At 52.5% G+C, this 21,491-nt stretch carries 18 protein-coding genes; 12 read left to right on the forward strand and 6 right to left on the reverse strand.

Annotated elements, in window-relative coordinates; genetic code table 11:
- Positions 1-202 precede the first annotated feature (202 nt).
- The 3 genes from aphA to D9597_RS20385 all read left to right on the forward strand — a co-directional run bounded on the left by aphA (position 203) and on the right by D9597_RS20385 (position 1,803).
- Positions 203-916 carry an acid phosphatase AphA gene (gene aphA, locus D9597_RS20375; protein WP_130224290.1) on the forward strand — a complete coding sequence of 238 codons (714 nt, stop codon included), beginning with the start codon at positions 203-205 and terminating at the stop codon, positions 914-916.
- A gap of 110 nt (positions 917-1,026) precedes the next feature.
- Positions 1,027-1,443 (forward strand): secondary thiamine-phosphate synthase enzyme YjbQ, encoded by a 417-nt coding sequence (locus D9597_RS20380; RefSeq protein ID WP_130205818.1) that lies wholly within the window; start codon positions 1,027-1,029, stop codon positions 1,441-1,443.
- A gap of 3 nt (positions 1,444-1,446) precedes the next feature.
- On the forward strand, positions 1,447-1,803 hold the full coding sequence (locus tag D9597_RS20385) for an MmcQ/YjbR family DNA-binding protein (RefSeq protein ID WP_130218565.1): 357 nt from the start codon (positions 1,447-1,449) through the stop codon (positions 1,801-1,803).
- Between the two features lie 380 nt (positions 1,804-2,183).
- On the opposite strand, the gene uvrA is transcribed toward D9597_RS20385, so the two are convergent.
- Positions 2,184-5,006: an excinuclease ABC subunit UvrA gene (gene uvrA, locus D9597_RS20390; protein WP_130205822.1), complete on the reverse strand. Its 2,823-nt coding sequence runs from the start codon at positions 5,004-5,006 to the stop codon at positions 2,184-2,186.
- Positions 5,007-5,257: 251 nt separating this feature from the next.
- Between uvrA and ssb1 the strand changes: the two genes are divergently transcribed.
- Entirely contained in the window at positions 5,258-5,794 is a 537-nt protein-coding gene (gene ssb1 / locus D9597_RS20395; protein WP_000168309.1) for a single-stranded DNA-binding protein SSB1, read from the forward strand.
- 98 nt (positions 5,795-5,892) lie between these two features.
- Here the strand turns inward: ssb1 and D9597_RS20400 are convergent, their stop codons facing one another.
- Positions 5,893-6,174, reverse strand: a complete 282-nt coding sequence (locus tag D9597_RS20400; protein ID WP_130224293.1) for a YjcB family protein — start codon at positions 6,172-6,174, stop codon at positions 5,893-5,895.
- 439 nt (positions 6,175-6,613) lie between these two features.
- Here D9597_RS20400 and D9597_RS20405 point away from each other — a divergent pair, with 439 nt between their 5' ends.
- Positions 6,614-8,200, forward strand: a complete 1,587-nt coding sequence (locus tag D9597_RS20405) for an EAL domain-containing protein (RefSeq protein ID WP_130224295.1) — start codon at positions 6,614-6,616, stop codon at positions 8,198-8,200.
- A gap of 2 nt (positions 8,201-8,202) precedes the next feature.
- Here the strand turns inward: D9597_RS20405 and soxS are convergent, their stop codons facing one another.
- Positions 8,203-8,526 carry a superoxide response transcriptional regulator SoxS gene (gene soxS, locus D9597_RS20410; protein ID WP_000019357.1) on the reverse strand — a complete coding sequence of 108 codons (324 nt, stop codon included), beginning with the start codon at positions 8,524-8,526 and terminating at the stop codon, positions 8,203-8,205.
- An 85-nt stretch (positions 8,527-8,611) separates the two neighbouring features.
- Here soxS and soxR point away from each other — a divergent pair, with 85 nt between their 5' ends.
- From soxR to D9597_RS20425, 3 genes are all read left to right on the forward strand, one after another.
- Entirely contained in the window at positions 8,612-9,076 is a 465-nt protein-coding gene (soxR, locus tag D9597_RS20415) for a redox-sensitive transcriptional activator SoxR (protein WP_000412428.1), read from the forward strand.
- Between the two features lie 544 nt (positions 9,077-9,620).
- Complete coding sequence (ghxP, locus tag D9597_RS20420) at positions 9,621-10,970, forward strand: guanine/hypoxanthine transporter GhxP (protein WP_130224297.1); 1,350 nt, start codon at positions 9,621-9,623, stop codon at positions 10,968-10,970.
- A gap of 149 nt (positions 10,971-11,119) precedes the next feature.
- Positions 11,120-12,769, forward strand: coding sequence for a Na+/H+ antiporter (locus D9597_RS20425; RefSeq protein ID WP_130205832.1), 1,650 nt, complete (start codon positions 11,120-11,122; stop codon positions 12,767-12,769).
- An 82-nt stretch (positions 12,770-12,851) separates the two neighbouring features.
- Here the strand turns inward: D9597_RS20425 and actP are convergent, their stop codons facing one another.
- The 3 genes from actP to acs all read right to left on the reverse strand — a co-directional run bounded on the left by actP (position 12,852) and on the right by acs (position 17,423).
- Entirely contained in the window at positions 12,852-14,501 is a 1,650-nt protein-coding gene (gene actP, locus D9597_RS20430; RefSeq protein WP_000832550.1) for a cation/acetate symporter ActP, read from the reverse strand.
- Positions 14,498-14,812 carry a DUF485 domain-containing protein gene (locus tag D9597_RS20435; protein WP_001337746.1) on the reverse strand — a complete coding sequence of 105 codons (315 nt, stop codon included), beginning with the start codon at positions 14,810-14,812 and terminating at the stop codon, positions 14,498-14,500. The genes actP and D9597_RS20435 overlap by 4 nt, the downstream gene beginning before the upstream one ends.
- 652 nt (positions 14,813-15,464) lie before the next feature.
- On the reverse strand, positions 15,465-17,423 hold the full coding sequence (gene acs / locus D9597_RS20440) for an acetate--CoA ligase (protein ID WP_130224299.1): 1,959 nt from the start codon (positions 17,421-17,423) through the stop codon (positions 15,465-15,467).
- A 393-nt stretch (positions 17,424-17,816) separates the two neighbouring features.
- Here acs and nrfA point away from each other — a divergent pair, with 393 nt between their 5' ends.
- Genes nrfA through nrfD form a run of 4 tightly spaced genes read left to right on the forward strand, consistent with a single transcriptional unit; the run spans position 17,817 to position 21,485 of the window.
- A complete protein-coding gene (gene nrfA, locus D9597_RS20450; protein WP_000196875.1) occupies positions 17,817-19,253 on the forward strand; it encodes an ammonia-forming nitrite reductase cytochrome c552 subunit in 1,437 nt (478 codons plus the stop codon).
- Positions 19,254-19,297: 44 nt separating this feature from the next.
- A complete protein-coding gene (nrfB, locus tag D9597_RS20455) occupies positions 19,298-19,864 on the forward strand; it encodes a cytochrome c nitrite reductase pentaheme subunit (RefSeq protein ID WP_001296647.1) in 567 nt (188 codons plus the stop codon).
- Positions 19,861-20,532 carry a cytochrome c nitrite reductase Fe-S protein gene (gene nrfC / locus D9597_RS20460; protein ID WP_000220281.1) on the forward strand — a complete coding sequence of 224 codons (672 nt, stop codon included), beginning with the start codon at positions 19,861-19,863 and terminating at the stop codon, positions 20,530-20,532. The genes nrfB and nrfC overlap by 4 nt, the downstream gene beginning before the upstream one ends.
- A complete protein-coding gene (gene nrfD, locus D9597_RS20465) occupies positions 20,529-21,485 on the forward strand; it encodes a cytochrome c nitrite reductase subunit NrfD (RefSeq protein ID WP_001601119.1) in 957 nt (318 codons plus the stop codon). The genes nrfC and nrfD overlap by 4 nt, the downstream gene beginning before the upstream one ends.
- The last annotated feature ends 6 nt before the right edge of the window (positions 21,486-21,491 follow it).

A 21,491-nucleotide genomic window follows, 5' to 3' on the forward strand; every position in this document is an offset into this window, starting at 1 on the left:
GGACTAAATGGATATACCTACTCCATGGATAGACATTAAGCTATTAAAAAACACGAACTTCTCTCATGTGATCCTGCTCCCTTTCTCTAACAAAACCGCAGATAATCCTTCCTTTCCCCCGCTGCTGGCGTTATGGTCAGATGGTTTTTTCAACAAATCTCACAATAAAAAGTTTTAACTTACTGACTATTTAGGGAAAAATATGCGCAAGATCACACAGGCATTGAGTGCTGTTTGCTTATTGTTCGCTCTAAACAGTTCCGCTGTTGCCCTGGCCTCATCACCTTCACCGCTTAATCCGGGTACTAACGTAGCCAAACTCGCTGAACAGGCGCCAATTCATTGGGTTTCAGTCGCCCAAATTGAAAACAGTCTGGCAGGACGCCCACAGATGGCAGTTGGGTTTGATATTGATGACACTGTTCTGTTTTCTAGCCCTGGATTCTGGCGCGGCAAAAAAACGTTCTCGCCAGAAAGCGAAGATTATCTAAAAAACCCGGCATTCTGGGAAAAGATGAACAACGGTTGGGATGAATTCAGTATTCCAAAAGAGGTCGCGCGTCAGCTAATTGATATGCATGTCCGCCGTGGCGACACCATTTTCTTTGTGACAGGTCGTAGCCCTACGAAAACTGAAACAGTGTCAAAAACGCTAGCTGATGACTTTCACATTCCTGCAACCAGTATGAACCCGGTGATTTTTGCGGGCGATAAAGCAGAACAAAATACAAAAACGCAGTGGCTACAGGATAAAAATATCCGAATTTTTTATGGTGATTCCGATAACGATATTACCGCTGCGCGTGATGTTGGCATCCGTGGCATCCGCATTCTGCGAGCCTCTAACTCTACCTACAAACCCTTGCCACAAGCGGGTGCATTCGATGAAGAGGTGATCATCAATTCAGAATACTGATAAGTCGGGAGAGCGCCTGACTCTCCCGAATGCTGTTTTTTTAATCACACCTTTATCCTTTCGCTGTCTTGCTGCAAACTGATTAAGAGAGTTTTATCAAGGAGCAGCACATGTGGTTTCAAAAGACGCTCACGCTTAGCGCTAAATCTCGTGGGTTTCATTTGGTAACGGATGAAATCCTGACTCAACTAGCTGATATGCCGCGTGTTAATGTCGGTTTACTGCACCTGTTGCTGCAACACACTTCCGCCTCTCTGACACTTAATGAGAATTGCGACCCCACAGTACGCTATGACATGGAGCGTTTTTTCCTCCGCACCGTTCCCGACAACGGAAACTATGAGCATGACTATGAAGGGGCAGACGATATGCCTTCTCATATCAAATCCTCGATGCTGGGGGTATCGCTCGTATTGCCAGTGCATCAGGGGCGTATTCAGACCGGCACCTGGCAGGGAATATGGCTTGGGGAACATCGCATCCACGGCGGTTCGCGTCGCATTATCGCGACACTACAAGGGGAGTAAAAAATGACCATTTCGGAGTTGCTACAATATTGCATGGCAAAACCAGGCGCAGAACAGAGTGTGCATAGTGACTGGAAAGCAACGCAAATCAAAGTGGAAGATGTGCTGTTTGCGATGGTGAAAGAAGTGGAAAATCGCCCAGCGGTTTCGCTGAAAACCAGCCCTGCGCTGGCCGAGCTTTTGCGACAGCAGCATAGCGATGTGCGTCCCAGTCGGCATCTGAACAAAGCGCACTGGAGCACCGTATATCTCGACGGCTCGTTGCCGGATTCGCAAATCTATTATCTGGTCGATGCGTCGTATCAGCAGGCGGTGAATTTGCTGCCGGAAGAAAAACGTAAATTGCTGGTGCAACTCTGAAAGGAAAAGACCGTTCAGCAAGCGGCCTGAGAATGATGACAAACGCAAAATTGCCTGATGCGCTACGCTTATCAGGCCTACGTAATCCCTGCAATATATTGAAATTGCATGTTTATGTAGGTCGGATAAGGCATTCACGCCGCATCCGGCAAGAACAAAGCGCACTTTGTTAATAATCTGAGGCCGTTCAGCAAGCGGCCTGAGAATGATGACAAACGCAAAATTGCCTGATGCGCTACGCTTATCAGGCCTACGTAATCCCTGCAATATATTGAAATTGCATGTTTTTGTAGGCCGGATAAGGCGTTCACACCGCATCCGGCAAGAACAAAGCGCACTTTGTTAATAATCTGAGGCCGCTCAGAAAGCGGCCTTAACGATTACAGCATCGGCTTGAGGAAGCGTGCCGTGTGTGATGCTTCGCACTCCGCGACGGTTTCTGGCGTACCGGAGACGAGGATTTCACCGCCACCGCTACCGCCTTCTGGTCCCAGGTCGACAATCCAGTCGGCGGTTTTGATCACGTCGAGATTGTGCTCAATCACCACAATGGTGTTGCCCTGATCGCGCAGTTTATGCAGCACGTCGAGCAGTTGCTGAATATCGGCGAAGTGCAGACCGGTGGTCGGCTCGTCGAGAATATACAGCGTCTGCCCGGTGCCGCGTTTTGACAGCTCACGCGCCAGCTTCACGCGCTGGGCTTCACCGCCGGAAAGCGTGGTTGCGGACTGCCCGAGGCGGATATACGTCAGGCCAACGTCCATCAACGTTTGCAGCTTACGCGCCAGCGCCGGTACGGCATCGAAGAACTCACGCGCTTCTTCGATGGTCATATCCAACACTTCGTGGATGGTTTTGCCTTTGTACTTAATCTCCAACGTTTCACGATTATAGCGTTTACCTTTGCACTGGTCGCACGGCACGTAGATATCCGGCAGGAAGTGCATCTCCACTTTGATCACGCCATCGCCCTGACAGGCTTCGCAACGACCGCCACGGACGTTAAAGCTGAAACGTCCTGGCGTATAACCGCGCGCGCGGGATTCCGGTACGCCCGCAAACAGTTCACGTACAGGCGTAAACACGCCGGTATAGGTCGCCGGGTTAGAACGCGGAGTACGACCAATCGGGCTTTGGTCGATATCGATGACTTTATCGAAATGCTCAAGTCCCTGAATATCGCGATACGGTGCCGGTTCGGCGATGGTCGCGCCGTTCAACTGGCGTTGGGCAATCGGGAACAGCGTGTCGTTAATCAGCGTCGATTTACCGGAACCTGAAACACCTGTAATGCAGGTAAACAGACCGACTGGCAGTGTCAGCGTCACGTCTTTCAGGTTGTTGCCACGCGCGCCTGTCAGCTTCAACACTTTTTCCGGATCCGCCGGAACGCGTTTCTTCGGCACTTCAATCTTGCGTTTGCCGCTCATGTACTGCCCGGTCAACGACTCCGGCACGGCCATAATCGCTTCCAGCGGACCTTCCGCGACCACTTCACCACCGTGTACACCCGCGCCCGGGCCAATGTCGATAACGTGGTCAGCGGCGCGAATCGCGTCTTCGTCGTGCTCCACCACAATCACGGTATTACCGAGATCGCGCAGATGGATAAGCGTACCCAACAGGCGCTCGTTATCGCGCTGGTGCAGGCCGATAGACGGTTCGTCCAGCACGTACATCACACCAACCAGGCCCGCGCCAATCTGGCTCGCCAGACGGATACGCTGGGCTTCACCGCCGGAAAGTGTTTCTGCCGAGCGGGAAAGTGTCAGGTAATTCAGGCCGACGTTAACGAGGAATTTCAGACGATCGCCAATCTCTTTGAGGATTTTTTCCGCAATCTTCGCCCGCTGACCAGCGAGTTTGAGATTGTTGAAAAACTCCATCGCATGACCAATGCTCATGTCGGAGATAGCAGGCAGCGGCGTATTCTCGACATACACGTGGCGCGCTTCCCGACGCAGACGTGTTCCGTCGCAGCTGGTACACGGGCGATTGCTGATAAACTTGGCTAACTCTTCGCGTACCGCGCTGGATTCCGTCTCTTTATAACGGCGCTCCATATTGTGCAGCACGCCTTCGAACGGATGACGACGAATGGAGGTATCGCCACGATCGTTCATGTATTTGAATTCGATGTTTTCTTTGCCAGAACCGTACAGCACCACTTTATGCACGTTCGCGCTCAGGCTGCCCCACGGTGCTTCGACGTCGAACTTATAGTGATCTGCCAACGATTTCAGCATCTGGAAGTAATAGAAGTTGCGGCGATCCCAGCCACGGATCGCACCACCTGCCAGCGACAGTTCCGGGTTTTGGATCACACGGTCAGGATCGAAATATTGCTGTACGCCGAGGCCGTCACAGGTCGGGCAGGCCCCCGCCGGGTTGTTAAACGAAAACAGACGCGGTTCCAGTTCACGCATACTGTAGCCGCAAATCGGACAGGCGAAGTTGGCGGAGAAAAGCAGTTCTTCCGCTTTTGGATCGTCCATATCAGCGACGACCGCGGTACCACCAGAAAGCTCCAGCGCCGTTTCAAACGACTCAGCCAGACGTTGGGTGAGATCGTCGCGTACTTTGAAACGATCAATAACCACTTCAATGGTGTGTTTCTTTTGCAGTTCCAGTTTCGGGGGATCGGAAAGATCGCAGACTTCGCCATCTATGCGTGCACGGATGTAGCCCTGACTTGCCAGATTCTCCAGCGTTTTCGTGTGTTCGCCTTTGCGCTCTTTAATAATCGGAGCCAGCAGCATCAGACGTTTACCTTCCGGCTGCGACAGCACGTTATCCACCATCTGGCTGACGGTTTGCGCCGCCAGCGGAACATCGTGGTCCGGGCAGCGCGGCTCACCGACGCGAGCGTACAGCAGACGCAAATAGTCGTGGATTTCGGTGATTGTCCCCACCGTGGAACGTGGGTTATGAGACGTCGATTTCTGTTCAATGGAGATGGCGGGTGAAAGCCCCTCAATATGGTCGACATCCGGCTTTTCCATCAGTGACAGAAATTGCCGCGCGTAGGCGGAAAGGGATTCAACGTAACGACGCTGCCCTTCGGCATATAAGGTGTCGAAAGCGAGCGAGGATTTGCCAGAACCCGAAAGCCCGGTCACGACAATGAGTTTGTCGCGGGGGATAACGAGGTTGATGTTTTTGAGATTATGGGTGCGGGCGCCCCGAACTTCGATCTTATCCATTCACCTTTCCCGGATTAAACGCTTTTTTGCCCGGTGGCATGGTGCTACCGGCGATCACAAACGGTTAATTATGACACAGAATGACCTGAATGAATATACAGTGTTGGAATGCAAAACCCAGAGCGCTATGTAACAATGTTTGACCAGAATTGTTTAGCGGAACCGAGGTCACAACATAGTAAAACCGCTATTGGTAATGCTACAATCGCGCGTTTACACTTATTAGAACGTTTTTTTCAGGAGACATGAACATGGCCAGCAGAGGCGTAAACAAGGTTATTCTCGTTGGTAATCTGGGTCAGGACCCGGAAGTACGCTACATGCCAAATGGTGGCGCAGTTGCCAACATTACGCTGGCTACTTCCGAATCCTGGCGTGATAAAGCGACCGGCGAGATGAAAGAGCAGACTGAATGGCACCGCGTTGTGCTGTTCGGCAAACTGGCTGAAGTGGCCAGCGAATATCTGCGTAAAGGTTCCCAGGTTTATATCGAAGGTCAGCTGCGTACCCGCAAATGGACCGATCAATCCGGTCAGGATCGCTACACCACGGAAGTGGTGGTGAACGTTGGCGGCACCATGCAGATGCTGGGTGGCCGTCAGGGCGGTGGTGCACCGGCAGGCGGTAACGTCGGTGGCGGTCAGCCGCAGGGCGGTTGGGGCCAGCCTCAGCAGCCGCAGGGTGGCAATCAGTTCAGCGGCGGCGCGCAGTCTCGCCCGCAGCAGTCCGCTCCGGCAGCGCCGTCTAACGAGCCGCCGATGGATTTCGATGACGATATCCCATTCTGATTTTGTTTTAAAACAATAGATTATATTGTTTTAAGGTAGGTGATTAACGCATCTGCCAGGGATAAAAAAGAAGCCTCCATAATGGAGGCTTCTGCATATCACACCAAAATCATCGGCCATTGTGGCGGTGCCTGATTTGTGGCTTCCACTATTACCGACTCAATATTGTGCCAGATTGCGGCAATATCCATCATGGTGATTCCGAGCAGTCCCATCGCGAACCAGCAGGCGGAAATAACGCCCAGGCCACTACTGATCACCGCGAGCCCTACGTAATCAGACCGCCGAAAACGGATGTTGAGCGTACTTGCCAGAAACATCAGTACGGCGCTAAGAAGCTGCCAGCGAAGAAGAACCACGCCAGTGGTGAGGGTAGCCATCGAACATTTCCTCTGAAAATAACCGATGCCCTGGACAGCACGGTGTTGTTCACGGGAGGTGTGATGCACTCTGGCTATCATGGGGCTTACAAAATACCAAAATGAAACAATTAGTGTGTTTCATTATTTTTGTGAACTATATCACAATTGGTTGTTTGTTAGCCAGATAGAGTCACTATTTTTATTAGCGTGCTTATTTTGTGGTTTTTCAGTGGCGTCGTGGAAATACAAAATATCGTACATTCCTGACTGACCCGCATTTTTTAGTAAATTCTTTTTGATATCAGCGTGTTATTTTTATTAAAACAACGATTATAAAGGTATCAATTTCAAATCAGGCAAAAGTGCTATTTATACCGTAAGATTTATCTAACGTCGTCGGTGGCCAGGGTTTTCACCTTGCAATGACCAGCTATAACCAGACAGGGAATTGATAGAAATGAGTCATCGTGCACGACACAAGTTGCTGGCGTTGCCGGGCATTATCTTTGTAGCACTTCTTCCCATCATCCTGTCACTATGGATTGCCTTCATTTGGGCAAAATCAGAAGTGAACAATCAGCTTCGTGTCTTTGCCCAACTGGCGCTGGATAAATCCGAACTGGTCATTCAACAGGCAGATTCAGCGAGCGATGAAGCGGAACGCTATCAGGGGCAAGTTTGTACTCCGGATCATCAGAAGCGAATGTTGAATATTATTCGTGGCTATCTTTATATCAATGAACTGATATATGCCCAGGATAACCGTTTTTTATGTTCTTCGCTTATCGCTCCCGCTGACGGATATATGATCGCCCCCGCGGATTATAAGCGTGACCCTGACATTTCTATCTATTATTACCGCGATACCCCTTTTTTCTCCGGTTATAAAATGACTTATATGCAGCGGGGTAATTATGTGGCGGTCATCAATCCTTTATTCTGGAGCGAGGTGATATCTGACGATCCGACGTTGCAATGGGGCGTGTATGATACGGTGACGAAAACCTTTTTTTCGTTAAGCAACCAGGCCTCGGCTGAAACGTTTACTCCGTTAATTCATCTGAATGATTTAACGGTGCAACGAAATGGTCATTTGTATGCAATGGTACATTCAACAAAACGCCCAATAGCGGCCATTGTTGCCACTTCAAATAAACGTCTTATCGCTCATTTTTATAATCATCTTATCTTTGCTTTGCCCGCAGGTATTTTTTGCAGTCTGGTACTCCTGTTACTCTGGTTGCGGATTAGCCAGGAGTACCAGTCACCCAAACGCAAATTGCAACGCGCCCTCGAAAAAAGACAGCTTTGTCTTTATTACCAGCCAATTATCGATATCAAAACAGAAAAATGTATTGGCGCTGAAGCGTTGCTACGTTGGCCAGGTGGCCAGGGGCAAGTGATGAGTCCGGCAGAGTTTATCCCATTGGCGGAAAAAGAGGGGATGATTGAGTTAGTCACTGATTATGTTATTGATAATGTATTCAGCGATCTGGGGGCGTATCTGGCAACACATGCCGATCGCTATGTTTCTATTAACCTGTCGGCCTCCGACTTTCATACATCGCGTTTAATTGCGCGAACCAATCAGAAAATAGAGCAATACGCGGTGCGTCCGCAGCAAATTAAATTTGAAGTTACTGAACATGCGTTTCTTGATGTCACCAAAATGACGCCGATTATTCATGCTTTCCGTCAGGCCGGTTATGAAGTTGCGATTGATGACTTCGGTATTGGCTACTCCAACTTACACAACCTTAATTCATTGAATATCGATATTTTGAAAATCGATAAATCGTTTGTTGAGACGCTGACCACGCACAAAACCAGCCATTTGATTGCGGAACACATCATTGAACTGGCGCACAGTCTGGGGCTAAAAACGATAGCGGAAGGGGTAGAAACGTCGGAGCAAGTTAATTGGCTGCGCAAACGCGGCGTGCGTTATTGCCAGGGCTGGTATTTTGCAAAGGCGATGCCGCCGCAAATGTTTATGGAATGGACAGGGAAATTACCCGCACATGAGTTAATGTGCGGGCAATAATTCTAGATACGGTGGCGATAATCGCTGGGAGTGCGATCAAACTGCCGACGGAAAACGCGGGAAAAGGTCTGCTGCGAGACATACCCAAGATCCATTGCGATATCAAAAATAGGGCGCTCGGTGGTGCGCAATTCAACGGCAGCCAGTAACAGGCGGCGTTGACGAATGTAATCACCAAGTGTCTGGTGCGTTACCGTGCGGAACATCCGCTGTAAGTACCACTTTGAATAACCTGATTTTTTTGCGACGACATCAATGTTCAGTGGCTGGTCAATATGCTCGTCAATCCATGCGATAAGATCCTGAATAATTTTCTGATGGGACATAAATCTGCCTCTTTTCAGTGTTCAGTTCGTTAATTCATCTGTTGGGGAGTATAATTCCTCAAGTTAACTTGAGGTAAAGCGATTTATGGAAAAGAAATTACCCCGCATTAAAGCCTTGCTCACCCCAGGCGAAGTGGCGAAACGCAGTGGGGTAGCGGTATCTGCACTGCATTTCTATGAGAGCAAAGGGCTGATTACCAGTATTCGAAATAGCGGCAATCAGCGACGATATAAGCGTGATGTGTTGCGATATGTGGCGATTATCAAGATTGCTCAACGTATTGGCATTCCATTGGCGACTATTGGTGAAGCATTTGGTGTGTTGCCTGAAGGGCATACATTAAGCGCCAAAGAGTGGAAGCAGCTTTCTTCGCAATGGCGAGAAGAATTAGATCGGCGCATTCATACCTTAGTGGCTCTGCGAGATGAACTGGACGGTTGTATTGGCTGCGGCTGCCTTTCGCGTAGCGACTGCCCGTTGCGTAACCCGGGCGACCGCTTAGGGGAAGAAGGTACTGGCGCGCGTTTGCTGGAAGACGAGCAAAACTAAAGCGCCACAAGGGCGCTTTAGTTTGTTTCCGGTCTTTGTCTTTCACTCTATCCCGCTGGTACACAGGAGGGTTTCCCCCGACGTCAACACACCTCATTCGAGCACGTGGTGGAGGTTCCGGTTGGTGTTGATACTTTAATTGTATGCCGCCTCCGTATCTTCGCCAGTGCAAAAAGACGTTTTTTAGCCGCAATATTTTTGCCATCTTGCACGATTTTTTACTGCAACCCTTCGCTACAAGCTACCTACAAATGCCGTAATTTTGCGCATCGACGATAACGTTTGCGCATCAATTGCCTGGTTTTTCATCGTCAATACAAGAAAAGGGAAAAAAGCAGCAAACTTAGGTTGAAAAAGCCGCTATGATCGCCGGATAATCGTTTGCTTTTTTTTACCACCCGTTTTGTATGCGCGGAGCTAAACGTTTGCTTTTTTGCGACGCCCCACATTGTCGCAAACCTGAAGCAGGAAGATAACGTTTCGCTGGCAGGGGATTGTCCGCCACGCATCTTGACGAAAAATAAACTCTCAGGGGATGTTTTTTATGTCTACGCCATCAGCGCGTACCGGCGGTTCACTCGACGCTTGGTTTAAAATTTCACAACGTGGAAGCACTGTCCGTCAGGAAGTGGTTGCCGGGTTAACAACGTTTCTGGCGATGGTCTACTCGGTCATCGTCGTTCCGGGCATGCTGGGTAAAGCAGGCTTCCCACCAGCAGCAGTTTTTGTTGCGACCTGTCTGGTTGCCGGAATTGGTTCTATCGCGATGGGGCTGTGGGCCAATTTGCCGCTGGCTATCGGTTGCGCTATCTCCCTGACCGCGTTTACTGCATTCAGCCTGGTGCTGGGGCAGCATATTAGCGTTCCGGTCGCGCTGGGCGCCGTGTTCCTGATGGGGGTGCTGTTTACAGTCATTTCTGCAACGGGTATCCGTAGCTGGATTTTGCGCAACTTGCCACACGGTGTGGCGCACGGTACGGGGATTGGTATCGGCCTGTTCCTGCTGCTGATTGCTGCGAATGGTGTTGGCCTGGTCATTAAAAATCCGCTCGACGGTCTGCCGGTTGCGCTGGGTGATTTCGCCACCTTCCCGGTTATTATGTCGCTGGTAGGTCTGGCGGTGATCGTCGGTCTGGAAAAACTGAAAGTGCCGGGCGGTATTCTGCTGACCATTATCGGTATCTCGATTGTGGGCCTGATCTTCGATCCTAACGTTCATTTCTCCGGCATTTTCGCTATGCCGTCATTGAGCGATGAAAATGGTAACTCGCTGATTGGTAGCCTGGATATTATGGGCGCGCTGAATCCGGTGGTACTGCCGAGCGTACTGGCGCTGGTGATGACTGCGGTCTTTGATGCGACCGGAACCATCCGTGCAGTCGCCGGTCAGGCGAACCTGCTGGATAAAGACGGGCAGATCATTGATGGCGGCAAAGCGCTGACCACCGACTCCCTGAGCAGCGTTTTCTCAGGCCTGGTGGGGGCGGCTCCGGCTGCGGTATACATCGAGTCTGCGGCGGGTACGGCAGCGGGTGGTAAAACCGGTCTGACGGCAATCACCGTTGGCGTGCTGTTCCTGCTGATTCTGTTCCTCTCTCCGCTCTCTTACCTTGTTCCAGGTTACGCAACGGCTCCGGCGCTGATGTATGTTGGCCTGCTGATGTTGAGCAACGTGGCGAAAATCGACTTTGCTGATTTTGTCGATGCGATGGCGGGGCTGGTGACGGCGGTATTCATTGTACTGACCTGTAATATCGTGACCGGCATTATGATCGGTTTCGCTACCCTGGTTATTGGGCGTCTGGTTTCTGGCGAATGGCGTAAGCTGAACATTGGTACGGTTGTTATCGCCGCGGCGCTGGTGACCTTCTACGCGGGTGGCTGGGCTATCTAATCTTTAATAAGATTCTGAAAACGGGTGGCAATGGCTGCCCGTTTTTATTTTCTCCGTACATTGTGTGAGCTTTTGCGATATTCTGAAAAAACTGAGAATTCAGGCATAGCGCCTTTCTCAAACCATAAAACATCGCAAACAGGGAACGCATGGAAATCTTCTTTACCATACTGATAATGACCCTCGTGGTTTCGCTGTCCGGGGTGGTCACTCGTGTCATGCCCTTTCAGATCCCGCTTCCGCTTATGCAAATCGCCATTGGTGCGCTACTGGCGTGGCCGACGTTTGGTTTGCATGTGGAGTTTGATCCTGAACTCTTTTTAGTTTTGTTTATCCCGCCGCTGCTGTTTGCTGATGGCTGGAAAACGCCGACTCGTGAATTTCTCGAACATGGTCGGGAGATCTTCGGTCTTGCGCTGGCGCTGGTGGTAGTCACCGTAGTCGGCATTGGCTTCCTCATTTATTGGGTGGTGCCAGGCATTCCGCTAATTCCGGCCTTTGCGCTGGCGGCGGTGCTCTCTCCGACCGATGCCGTGGCGCTCTCCGGGATTGTTGGCGAAGGGCGAATACCGAAAAAAATCATGGGCATTTTGCAGGGCGAAGCGTTGATGAATGACGCCTCAGGCCTGGTGTCGCTGAAGTTTGCCGTGGCAGTCGCGATGGGGACCATGATCTTCACTGTTGGCGGTGCGACGGTCGAATTTATGAAAGTCGCGATCGGCGGTATTCTCGCGGGGTTTGTGGTGAGCTGGCTATATGGTCGCTCGCTGCGCTTCCTGAGCCGCTGGGGCGGCGATGAACCCGCGACGCAGATCGTTCTGCTGTTCCTGCTGCCGTTCGCCTCTTATCTGATTGCCGAACATATTGGCGTTTCCGGTATCCTTGCGGCAGTTGCTGCCGGGATGACCATCACCCGTTCAGGCGTGATGCGCCGTGCGCCGCTGGCGATGCGTCTGCGTGCGAACAGCACCTGGGCGATGCTGGAGTTTGTCTTTAACGGCATGGTGTTCTTGCTGTTGGGCCTGCAACTGCCGGGCATTCTGGAGACGTCGCTGATGGCGGCAGAGATCGACCCGAACGTCGAAATCTGGATGCTGTTTACCGACATCATCTTGATTTACGCAGCGCTCATGCTGGTCCGTTTCGGCTGGCTGTGGACGATGAAAAAGTTCAGTAACCGCTTCCTGAAGAAGAAACCGATGGAGTTTGGTTCGTGGACCACACGAGAAATTCTTATCGCGTCTTTTGCCGGGGTTCGCGGGGCTATCACCCTGGCTGGTGTGCTCTCTATTCCGCTGCTGTTGCCGGATGGCAACGTCTTCCCGGCGCGTTATGAGCTGGTGTTCCTGGCGGCTGGCGTCATTCTCTTCTCGCTGTTTGTTGGCGTGGTGATGCTGCCTGTTCTGCTGCAACACATTGAAGTCGCAGATCATTCTCAGCAGTTGAAAGAGGAACGCATTGCGCGCGCGGCAACGGCAGAAGTGGCGATTGTGGCGATCCAGAAAATGGAAGAGCGACTGGCGGCGGACACTGAAGAGAATATCGACAACCAGCTGCTTACGGAGGTCAGTTCTCGCGTCATTGGTAACCTGCGTCGTCGCGCCGACGGCCGAAACGACGTTGAAAGTTCTGTCCAGGAAGAGAACCTGGAGCGTCGCTTCCGTCTGGCGGCGTTGCGTTCTGAACGTGCGGAACTTTATCACCTGCGCGCCACGCGGGAGATCAGCAACGAAACGCTGCAAAAGTTGCTACACGATCTCGATCTGCTGGAAGCGTTGTTGATTGAAGAGAACCAATAACGCTTTGGCGGTGTAATCGGTAAAAAGGTGCAGTACATCGCACCTTTTTACCGTTGGTCAGGTGACCAGAGGCTAGTGGAGATTAATGCGCGCGGCCTTGCTCAACGCCAAAGCCGGTCTGGGAACGGATAAATTGCGCACGGAACAGTTCACGCTCACGCGCCCCTTCCGCTGAATTATCGGTTGCCGAGAAGAACCAGATGCCGAGGAATGCCACGCTGATTGAGAACAGCGCCGGGTATTCGTACGGGAAGATGGCTTTTTCGTGACCGAGGATCTGTACCCAAATCGTTGGGCCGAGGATCATCAGTACTACCGCAGTAATCAGTCCTAACCAGCCGCCCATCATTGCGCCACGAGTAGTCAACTTCGACCAGTACATGGAAAGCAGAATGATTGGGAAGTTGCAGCTCGCGGCGATGGCAAACGCCAGGCCCACCATGAAGGCGATGTTCTGATTCTCAAACAGCACGCCGAGGATAATCGCGATCACGCCCAAAATCAGCACGGTGATTTTTGATACCCGCAGCTCTTCACGTTCGGTCGCGCCTTTTTTGAAGACGTTGGCGTACAGGTCGTGAGAAACCGCGGAAGCGCCTGCCAGCGTCAGACCCGCAACTACCGCGAGGATAGTGGCGAAAGCAACCGCTGAAATAAAGCCGAGGAACAGGTTGCCGCCCACCGCATTGGCCAGGTGAACTGCCGCCATGTTGTTACCACCAATCAGATGGCCCGCCGCGTCTTTATATTCCGGATTTGCACCAACCAGCATGATTGCGCCAAAGCCGATAATAAAGGTCAGGATATAGAAGTAGCCCATAAATCCGGTGGCATAGAACACGCTCTTACGTGCTTCGCGGGCATCGCTGACCGTAAAGAAGCGCATCAGAATATGCGGCAAGCCAGCCGTACCAAACATCAGTCCAAGCCCCAGAGAGAGCGCGGAGATCGGATCTTTCACCAGTCCGCCCGGTTTCATGATGTCGACACCTTTTGGGTGTACCGCCATCGCTTCGCTGAACAGATTGTTGAAGCTAAAGCCGACGTGTTTCATCACCATAAAGGCCATAAAGCTGGCACCGAACAGCAACAGAACGGCTTTGATAATCTGTACCCAGGTGGTCGCCAGCATGCCGCCGAACAGAACGTACATCATCATCAGCACGCCGACCAGCACCACGGCAATGTGATAGTTAAGGCCGAACAGCAATTCAATCAATTTACCTGCGCCCACCATCTGGGCGATAAGGTAAAGCGCCACCACCACCAGAGAACCACAAGCCGAAAGAATACGAATCGGCCCTTGTTTCAGGCGGTAAGAAGCCACATCCGCAAAGGTATAGCGGCCCAGGTTACGCAGACGTTCAGCAATCAGGAACAGAATGATTGGCCAGCCCACCAGGAAGCCCAGCGAGTAGATCAGCCCGTCATAGCCGGAAGTAAACACCAGCGCGGAGATCCCCAAAAATGAGGCGGCAGACATATAGTCCCCGGCAATCGCCAGCCCGTTCTGGAAGCCAGTGATATTGCCGCCTGCGGTGTAGTAGTCATTACGAGAACGTACGCGTTTTGACGCCCAGTAGGTAATGCCGAGCGTGAACACGACGAAAATCAGGAACATAATAATCGCCTGCCAGTTCGTTGGCTGGCGCTCTACGGCCCCGCTAATAGCATCCGCGGCGTTAGCTGCGAAAGGGAGTGTGGCGGCAAGCGCCGTCAGAACTCTTTTCATGATGCTTGTACCTCATGCAGGACTTCATTATTTAGACGGTCGAATTCGCCGTTCGCCCGCCAGATGTAGATACCAGTGAGAACAAAGGAGATAACAATGACCCCAACGCCAACGGGAATACCGCGTGTGACGCTGGTGTTCGGATTCAGCGGGGTGCCCAGCCAGCCGGGCGCAAAGGCGATCAGTAAAATAAAGCTGATATAAACTGCCAGCATAATAATCGACAGGATGGTGGCAAACCGTTGCCGTTTTTCGACTAACTCCCTGAAATGCGCATTGTCTTCTATCCGCTGATAAATCGTACCATTCATCACAGATTCTCCAGAGGTAATGTAGGGATTGTTTTAATTCCCGCTCCCTTATGGGAGAAGGTTAACGCCCAGGTAAACCTTGCCAAATGTAGGCCGGATAAGGCGTTTACGCCGCATCCGGCAATCAACGCCTGATGCGACGCTGTCGCGTCTTATCAGGCCTACAGCCGTTGCCAGATGTAGGCCGGATAAGGCGTTCACGCCGCATCCGGCAACCAGCGCCTGATGCGCCGCTGTCGCGTCTTATCAGGCCTACAGCCGTTGCCGAATGTAGGCCGGATAAGGCGTTTACGCCGCATCCGGCAATCAACGCCTGATGCGCCGCTGTCGCGTCTTATCAGGCCTACAGCCGTTGCCGAATGTAGGCCGGATAAGGCGTTTACGCCGCATCCGGCAATCAACGCCTGATGCGCCGCGGTCGCGTCTTATCAGGCCTACAACTGTTGCCAAATGTAGGCCGGATAAGGCGTTTCGCCGCATCCGGCAATCAACGCCGGATGCGACGCTGTCGCGTCTTATCAGGCCTACAACTGTTGCCGAATGTAGGCCGGATAAGGTGTTTACGCCGCATCCGGCAATCAACGCCTGATGCGCCGCGGTCGCGTCTTATCAGGCCTACAAACCGTTACCGACTCGCATCGGCAATTGTGGGTTACGATGGCATCGCGATAGCCTGCTTCTCTTCAAGCAGCTTCTCGACCACGCCAGGATCGGCAAGCGTCGAGGTATCGCCCAGGTTGCTGGTATCGCCCGCCGCAATTTTGCGCAGAATACGGCGCATAATTTTGCCGGAGCGGGTTTTAGGCAGGGAGTCGGTCCAGTGCAGCACGTCTGGCGTCGCCAGCGGGCCAATCTCTTTACGCACCCAGTTGCGGACTTCTGCGTACAGTTCTGGTGACGGTTCCTCCCCGTGATTAAGCGTGACGTAGGCGTAGATCGCCTGACCTTTAATATTGTGCGGAATACCGACCACAGCGGCTTCGGCAATTTTCGGATGCGCCACCAGCGCCGACTCAATCTCTGCCGTCCCCAGACGGTGACCAGAGACGTTCAGCACGTCGTCCACGCGCCCGGTGATCCAGTAATAGCCATCTTCATCGCGACGCGCGCCGTCGCCGCTGAAATACATATTTTTGAAGGTGGAGAAGTAGGTCTGTTCAAAACGTTCGTGATCGCCAAACAGCGTACGCGCCTGACCCGGCCAGGAGTCGGTGATCACCAGACTGCCTTCAGCGGCACCTTCTTGTGGATTACCTTCGTTATCCACCAGCGCCGGTTGCACGCCGAAAAACGGACGCGTCGCAGAACCGGCTTTCAGTTCGGTCGCCCCAGGCAGCGGCGTAATCATGAAACCGCCAGTTTCGGTCTGCCACCAGGTATCGACCACCGGGCATTTCTCGTTGCCGATCTTCTTCCAGTACCACTCCCACGCTTCCGGGTTAATTGGCTCGCCCACGGAACCGAGGATACGTAGCGACGAACGGTTGGTACCTTCAATCGCTTTATCGCCTTCCGCCATCAGCGCGCGAATCGCCGTTGGCGCGGTGTAAAGAATATTGACCTGATGCTTATCCACCACCTGCGCCATACGGGCAGGCGTCGGCCAGTTGGGAACGCCTTCAAACATCAGCGTGGTCGCACCGCAGGCCAGCGGGCCGTACAGCAAATAACTGTGTCCGGTAACCCAGCCCACATCAGCGGTACACCAGTAGATATCGCCCGGATGATAATCAAAGACATATTTAAAGGTCAGCGCCGCGTACACCAGATAACCGCCGGTAGTGTGCAGCACGCCTTTCGGCTTACCGGTAGAACCGGAGGTGTAGAGAATAAACAGCGGATCTTCGGCGTTCATCTCTTCCGCCTGATGCTGATCGCTGGCTTGCTCAACCAGGTCGTGCCACCACAGGTCGCGCCCTTCCTGCCAGTCAATTTTCCCGCCAGTACGCTTCAGTACCACCACATGTTCAATGCTAGTGACGTTCGGGTTTTTCAGCGCGTCATCAACGTTTTTCTTCAGCGGAATACTGCGCCCGGCGCGCACACCTTCGTCGGAAGTGATCACCAACCGTGAGTTAGAATCGATGATGCGTCCGGCAACGGCTTCCGGCGAGAAGCCGCCGAAAATCACCGAATGCACCGCGCCAATGCGGGCGCAGGCCAGCATCGCGACTGCGGCTTCCGGCACCATCGGCATATAAATCGCGACTACGTCACCTTTTTTAATGCCCAGCTCGAGCAGGGTATTGGCGAAGCGGCAGACGTCGCGGTGCAGCTCTTTATAGCTGATATGTTTGCTCTGACTGGCGTCATCGCCTTCCCAGATGATGGCGGTACGATCGCCGTTTTCTTGCAAATGGCGGTCAAGGCAGTTTGCCGCCAGATTCAGCGTGCCGTCCTCGTACCATTTAATGGACACATTACCGGGGGCAAAGGAGGTGTTTTTCACCTTCTGGTACGGTTTGATCCAGTCGAGAATTTTTCCCTGTTCGCCCCAAAAGGTATCTGGTGCGTTAATTGATTGTTGGTACATCGCCTCGTACTGCTGAGGGCTTATCAGGCAATGGTCTGCGATGTTGGCAGGAATGGTGTGTTTGTGTATTTGGCTCATGCTTTTGTTCTCCTTGTAGGATGTTAATAATATGTGTCATAAGCGTTAAATGTAGGGGTATTGGCAGTTTTGTTTAGTATTTGGGCGGCAGATCACGCAAAAGTAGAATTGTGCAAATAAACGACAGGATTATTTTTGAAGGACAGCAACAAAAGTTGGCATTTTCTTTCTGGAACATGCAGTTATGCATGTGTTTGAAATGGAGGAAATTATCGACTAACTCTAAAGTGGTATTTCACATGCACTTACAATTGATTAAAGACAACATTCACAGTGTGGTTATTTGTTACACATAGGGGCGAGCAATGTCATGACAGTGTATGTGCGGTTACTGTCATGAAAAAACAATAAAAACTGCCATTGCCTCAATGGCAAAATTTGGATAAAGCCCCTATGACAAGGATAAAAATAAACGCACGCCGTATCTTCAGCTTGTTGATTCCTTTTTTCTTTTTCACTTCTGTTCACGCTGAACAAACGGCCGCTCCCGCGAAACCTGTAACTGTGGAAGCGAAGAATGAAACCTTTGCCCCACAGCATCCCGATCAATATCTCTCCTGGAAAGCCACCTCGGAACAGTCAGAGCGTGTTGACGCGCTGGCGGAAGATCCACGGCTGGTGATCCTGTGGGCGGGGTATCCCTTCTCGCGCGATTACAACAAGCCGCGTGGACATGCTTTTGCTGTGACCGATGTGCGTGAAACCCTGCGTACCGGTGCGCCGAAAAACGCCGAAGATGGTCCGCTACCGATGGCATGCTGGAGTTGTAAAAGCCCGGATGTGGCGCGTCTGATCCAGAAAGACGGCGAAGATGGCTACTTCCACGGTAAATGGGCGCGCGGCGGCCCGGAAATCGTCAACAACTTAGGTTGTGCCGACTGCCATAACACCGCCTCACCAGAGTTCGCCAAAGGCAAGCCGGAGTTAACCCTTTCCCGTCCGTATGCGGCTCGCGCGATGGAAGCCATTGGTAAACCTTTTGAGAAAGCCGGACGTTTCGACCAGCAATCGATGGTTTGCGGTCAGTGCCATGTGGAGTATTACTTCGACGGCAAAAACAAAGCGGTTAAATTCCCGTGGGATGACGGCATGAAAGTCGAAAATATGGAGCAGTATTACGACAAAATTGCCTTCTCTGACTGGACTAACTCCCTGTCGAAAACGCCAATGCTGAAAGCGCAGCACCCGGAATATGAAACCTGGACAGCGGGCATTCACGGCAAAAACAACGTGACCTGTATCGACTGCCATATGCCAAAAGTGCAGAACGCCGAAGGCAAACTCTACACCGACCATAAAATTGGTAATCCGTTTGATAACTTCGCCCAGACTTGTGCGAACTGCCATACCCAGGACAAAGCCGCCTTGCAAAAAGTGGTCGCGGAACGTAAGCAGTCGATTAACGACCTGAAAATCAAGGTGGAAGATCAACTGGTTCACGCTCACTTCGAAGCGAAAGCTGCACTGGACGCAGGCGCGACGGAAGCCGAAATGAAGCCGATTCAGGACGATATCCGTCATGCCCAGTGGCGTTGGGATCTGGCGATCGCTTCCCACGGCATTCATATGCACGCACCGGAAGAAGGTCTGCGGATGCTCGGTACGGCGATGGATAAAGCGGCGGATGCGCGTACCAAACTGGCGCGTCTGCTGGCGACCAAAGGCATCACCCATGAAATCCAGATCCCGGATATCTCGACCAAAGAGAAAGCCCAGCAGGCCATTGGCCTGAACATGGAACAAATCAAGGCCGAGAAGCAGGACTTCATCAAAACGGTGATCCCGCAGTGGGAAGAACAGGCACGTAAAAACGGTCTGTTAAGCCAATAACCCCGTTCCGCCTCGCAAGGGGCGGAAAACACAATGGAGTGAATATGAGCGTATTACGTTCGTTATTAACTGCCGGGGTGCTGGCGTCGGGCCTGTTGTGGAGCCTGAACGGAATTACCGCTACCCCTGCGGCGCAGGCATCTGGTGATCGCTACGAAGTTACCCAGCAGCGTAACCCGGATGCCGCCTGTCTGGACTGTCATAAGCCAGATACCGAAGGTATGCATGGCAAACATGCTTCCGTTATCAACCCGAATAACAAACTGCCGGTCACCTGCACCAACTGTCACGGTCAGCCATCACCGCAACACCGTGAAGGGGTGAAAGATGTGATGCGCTTTAACGAGCCGATGTACAAGGTTGGTGAGCAGAACAGTGTTTGTATGTCCTGCCATCTGCCGGAACAGTTGCAAAAAGCGTTCTGGCCGCACGATGTTCACGTAACCAAAGTGGCGTGCGCCAGCTGCCATTCCCTGCATCCACAGCAAGATACGATGCAGACGTTAAGTGACAAAGGACGGATTAAGATTTGCGTCGATTGCCACAGCGATCAGCGCACCAATCCGAACTTTAACCCGGCGTCTGTTCCGTTGCTTAAGGAGCAGCCATGACCTGGTCACGTCGCCAGTTTCTCACCGGCGTCGGCGTGCTGGCAGCCGTCAGCGGCACCGCAGGGCGCGTGGTGGCGAAAACGTTGAATATCAATGGGGTGCGTTACGGCATGGTGCATGACGAGTCGTTATGTATCGGCTGTACCGCCTGTATGGATGCTTGTCGGGAAGTGAACAAGGTGCCGGAAGGTGTGTCGCGCCTGACGATTATTCGTAGCGAGCCGCAGGGCGAATTTCCTGATGTGAAATATCGCTTCTTCCGTAAGTCTTGTCAGCACTGCGATCATGCGCCGTGCGTTGACGTCTGCCCGACCGGTGCGTCTTTTCGCGATGCCGCCAGTGGGATTGTCGATGTTAATCCGGATCTCTGCGTCGGTTGTCAGTATTGCATCGCCGCCTGTCCGTACCGCGTGCGCTTTATCCATCCGGTCACGAAGACAGCGGACAAATGCGATTTCTGCCGCAAGACTAATTTGCAGGCCGGTAAGTTACCCGCGTGCGTTGAAGCTTGCCCGACGAAGGCGCTGACGTTTGGCAATCTGGACGATCCCAACAGTGAGATTTCACAACTGCTGCGCCAGAAGCCCACTTACCGCTACAAGCTGGCGCTGGGAACCAAACCGAAGCTGTACCGCGTGCCGTTTAAATACGGGGAGGTGAGCCAATGACGCAGACTTCCGCATTTCATTTTGAATCGCTGGTGTGGGACTGGCCGATTGCCATCTACCTGTTTTTGATTGGTATTTCTGCCGGTCTGGTGACGCTGGCCGTGCTGTTACGTCGCTTCTACCCGCAGGCGGGCGGTGCAGACAGTACGTTGCTGCGCACCACGCTGATTGTCGGGCCTGGCGCGGTGATCCTCGGTCTGTTGATCCTCGTCTTCCACCTGACAAAGCCGTGGACCTTCTGGAAGCTGATGTTCCACTACAGTTTTACCTCGGTGATGTCGATGGGGGTGATGCTGTTTCAGCTCTACATGGTGGTGCTGGTGCTGTGGCTGGCGAAAATCTTTGAACATGATTTGCTTGCCCTGCAACAACGCTGGTTGCCGAAGCTGGGGATCGTGCAAAAGGTTCTGAGCCTGCTGACGCCCGTTCATCGCGGACTGGAAACATTGATGCTGGTGCTGGCGGTGCTGCTGGGGGCTTATACCGGCTTTCTGCTGTCGGCGCTGAAATCGTATCCGTTCCTCAATAATCCGATCCTGCCGGTGCTGTTCCTCTTCTCCGGCATCTCGTCCGGTGCGGCGGTGGCGCTGATCGCCATGGCGATACGTCAGCGCAAAAATCCGCATTCCACGGAAGCGCACTTTGTTCACCGTATGGAAATCCCTGTGGTATGGGGCGAAATCTTCCTGCTGGTGGCGTTTTTTGTCGGTCTGGCGCTGGGCGATGACGGTAAAGTGCGTGCGCTGGTGGCGGCATTGGGGGGCGGTTTCTGGACGTGGTGGTTCTGGCTTGGTGTCGCCGGGCTGGGGCTGATTGTGCCAATGTTGCTCAAACCGTGGGTCAATCGCAGTTCCGGCATTCCTGCCGTGCTGGCGGCGTGTGGGGCCAGCCTGGTCGGCGTGTTGATGCTGCGCTTTTTCATTCTCTACGCCGGACAGTTGACGGTGGCGTAAGCCAGA

The sequence above is a fragment of the Escherichia sp. E13S3 genome (assembly GCF_004212325.1).
Taxonomy (GTDB): domain Bacteria; phylum Pseudomonadota; class Gammaproteobacteria; order Enterobacterales; family Enterobacteriaceae; genus Escherichia.

Excerpts from the sequence above, each read along its gene's own strand:
- uvrA (WP_130205822.1), bottom strand. The coding sequence starts at position 5,006 with ATGGATAAGATCGAAGTTCGGGGCGCCCGCACCCATAATCTCAAAAAC.
- D9597_RS20380 (WP_130205818.1), top strand. The coding sequence starts at position 1,027 with ATGTGGTTTCAAAAGACGCTCACGCTTAGCGCTAAATCTCGTGGGTTT.
- D9597_RS20385 (WP_130218565.1), top strand. The coding sequence starts at position 1,447 with ATGACCATTTCGGAGTTGCTACAATATTGCATGGCAAAACCAGGCGCA.
- D9597_RS20425 (WP_130205832.1), top strand. The coding sequence starts at position 11,120 with ATGGAAATCTTCTTTACCATACTGATAATGACCCTCGTGGTTTCGCTG.
- nrfA (WP_000196875.1), top strand. The coding sequence starts at position 17,817 with ATGACAAGGATAAAAATAAACGCACGCCGTATCTTCAGCTTGTTGATT.
- D9597_RS20435 (WP_001337746.1), bottom strand. The coding sequence starts at position 14,812 with ATGAATGGTACGATTTATCAGCGGATAGAAGACAATGCGCATTTCAGG.
- ghxP (WP_130224297.1), top strand. The coding sequence starts at position 9,621 with ATGTCTACGCCATCAGCGCGTACCGGCGGTTCACTCGACGCTTGGTTT.
- aphA (WP_130224290.1), top strand. The coding sequence starts at position 203 with ATGCGCAAGATCACACAGGCATTGAGTGCTGTTTGCTTATTGTTCGCT.
- nrfD (WP_001601119.1), top strand. The coding sequence starts at position 20,529 with ATGACGCAGACTTCCGCATTTCATTTTGAATCGCTGGTGTGGGACTGG.
- ssb1 (WP_000168309.1), top strand. The coding sequence starts at position 5,258 with ATGGCCAGCAGAGGCGTAAACAAGGTTATTCTCGTTGGTAATCTGGGT.
- soxR (WP_000412428.1), top strand. The coding sequence starts at position 8,612 with ATGGAAAAGAAATTACCCCGCATTAAAGCCTTGCTCACCCCAGGCGAA.
- nrfB (WP_001296647.1), top strand. The coding sequence starts at position 19,298 with ATGAGCGTATTACGTTCGTTATTAACTGCCGGGGTGCTGGCGTCGGGC.
- soxS (WP_000019357.1), bottom strand. The coding sequence starts at position 8,526 with ATGTCCCATCAGAAAATTATTCAGGATCTTATCGCATGGATTGACGAG.
- D9597_RS20400 (WP_130224293.1), bottom strand. The coding sequence starts at position 6,174 with ATGGCTACCCTCACCACTGGCGTGGTTCTTCTTCGCTGGCAGCTTCTT.
- acs (WP_130224299.1), bottom strand. The coding sequence starts at position 17,423 with ATGAGCCAAATACACAAACACACCATTCCTGCCAACATCGCAGACCAT.
- actP (WP_000832550.1), bottom strand. The coding sequence starts at position 14,501 with ATGAAAAGAGTTCTGACGGCGCTTGCCGCCACACTCCCTTTCGCAGCT.
- D9597_RS20405 (WP_130224295.1), top strand. The coding sequence starts at position 6,614 with ATGAGTCATCGTGCACGACACAAGTTGCTGGCGTTGCCGGGCATTATC.
- nrfC (WP_000220281.1), top strand. The coding sequence starts at position 19,861 with ATGACCTGGTCACGTCGCCAGTTTCTCACCGGCGTCGGCGTGCTGGCA.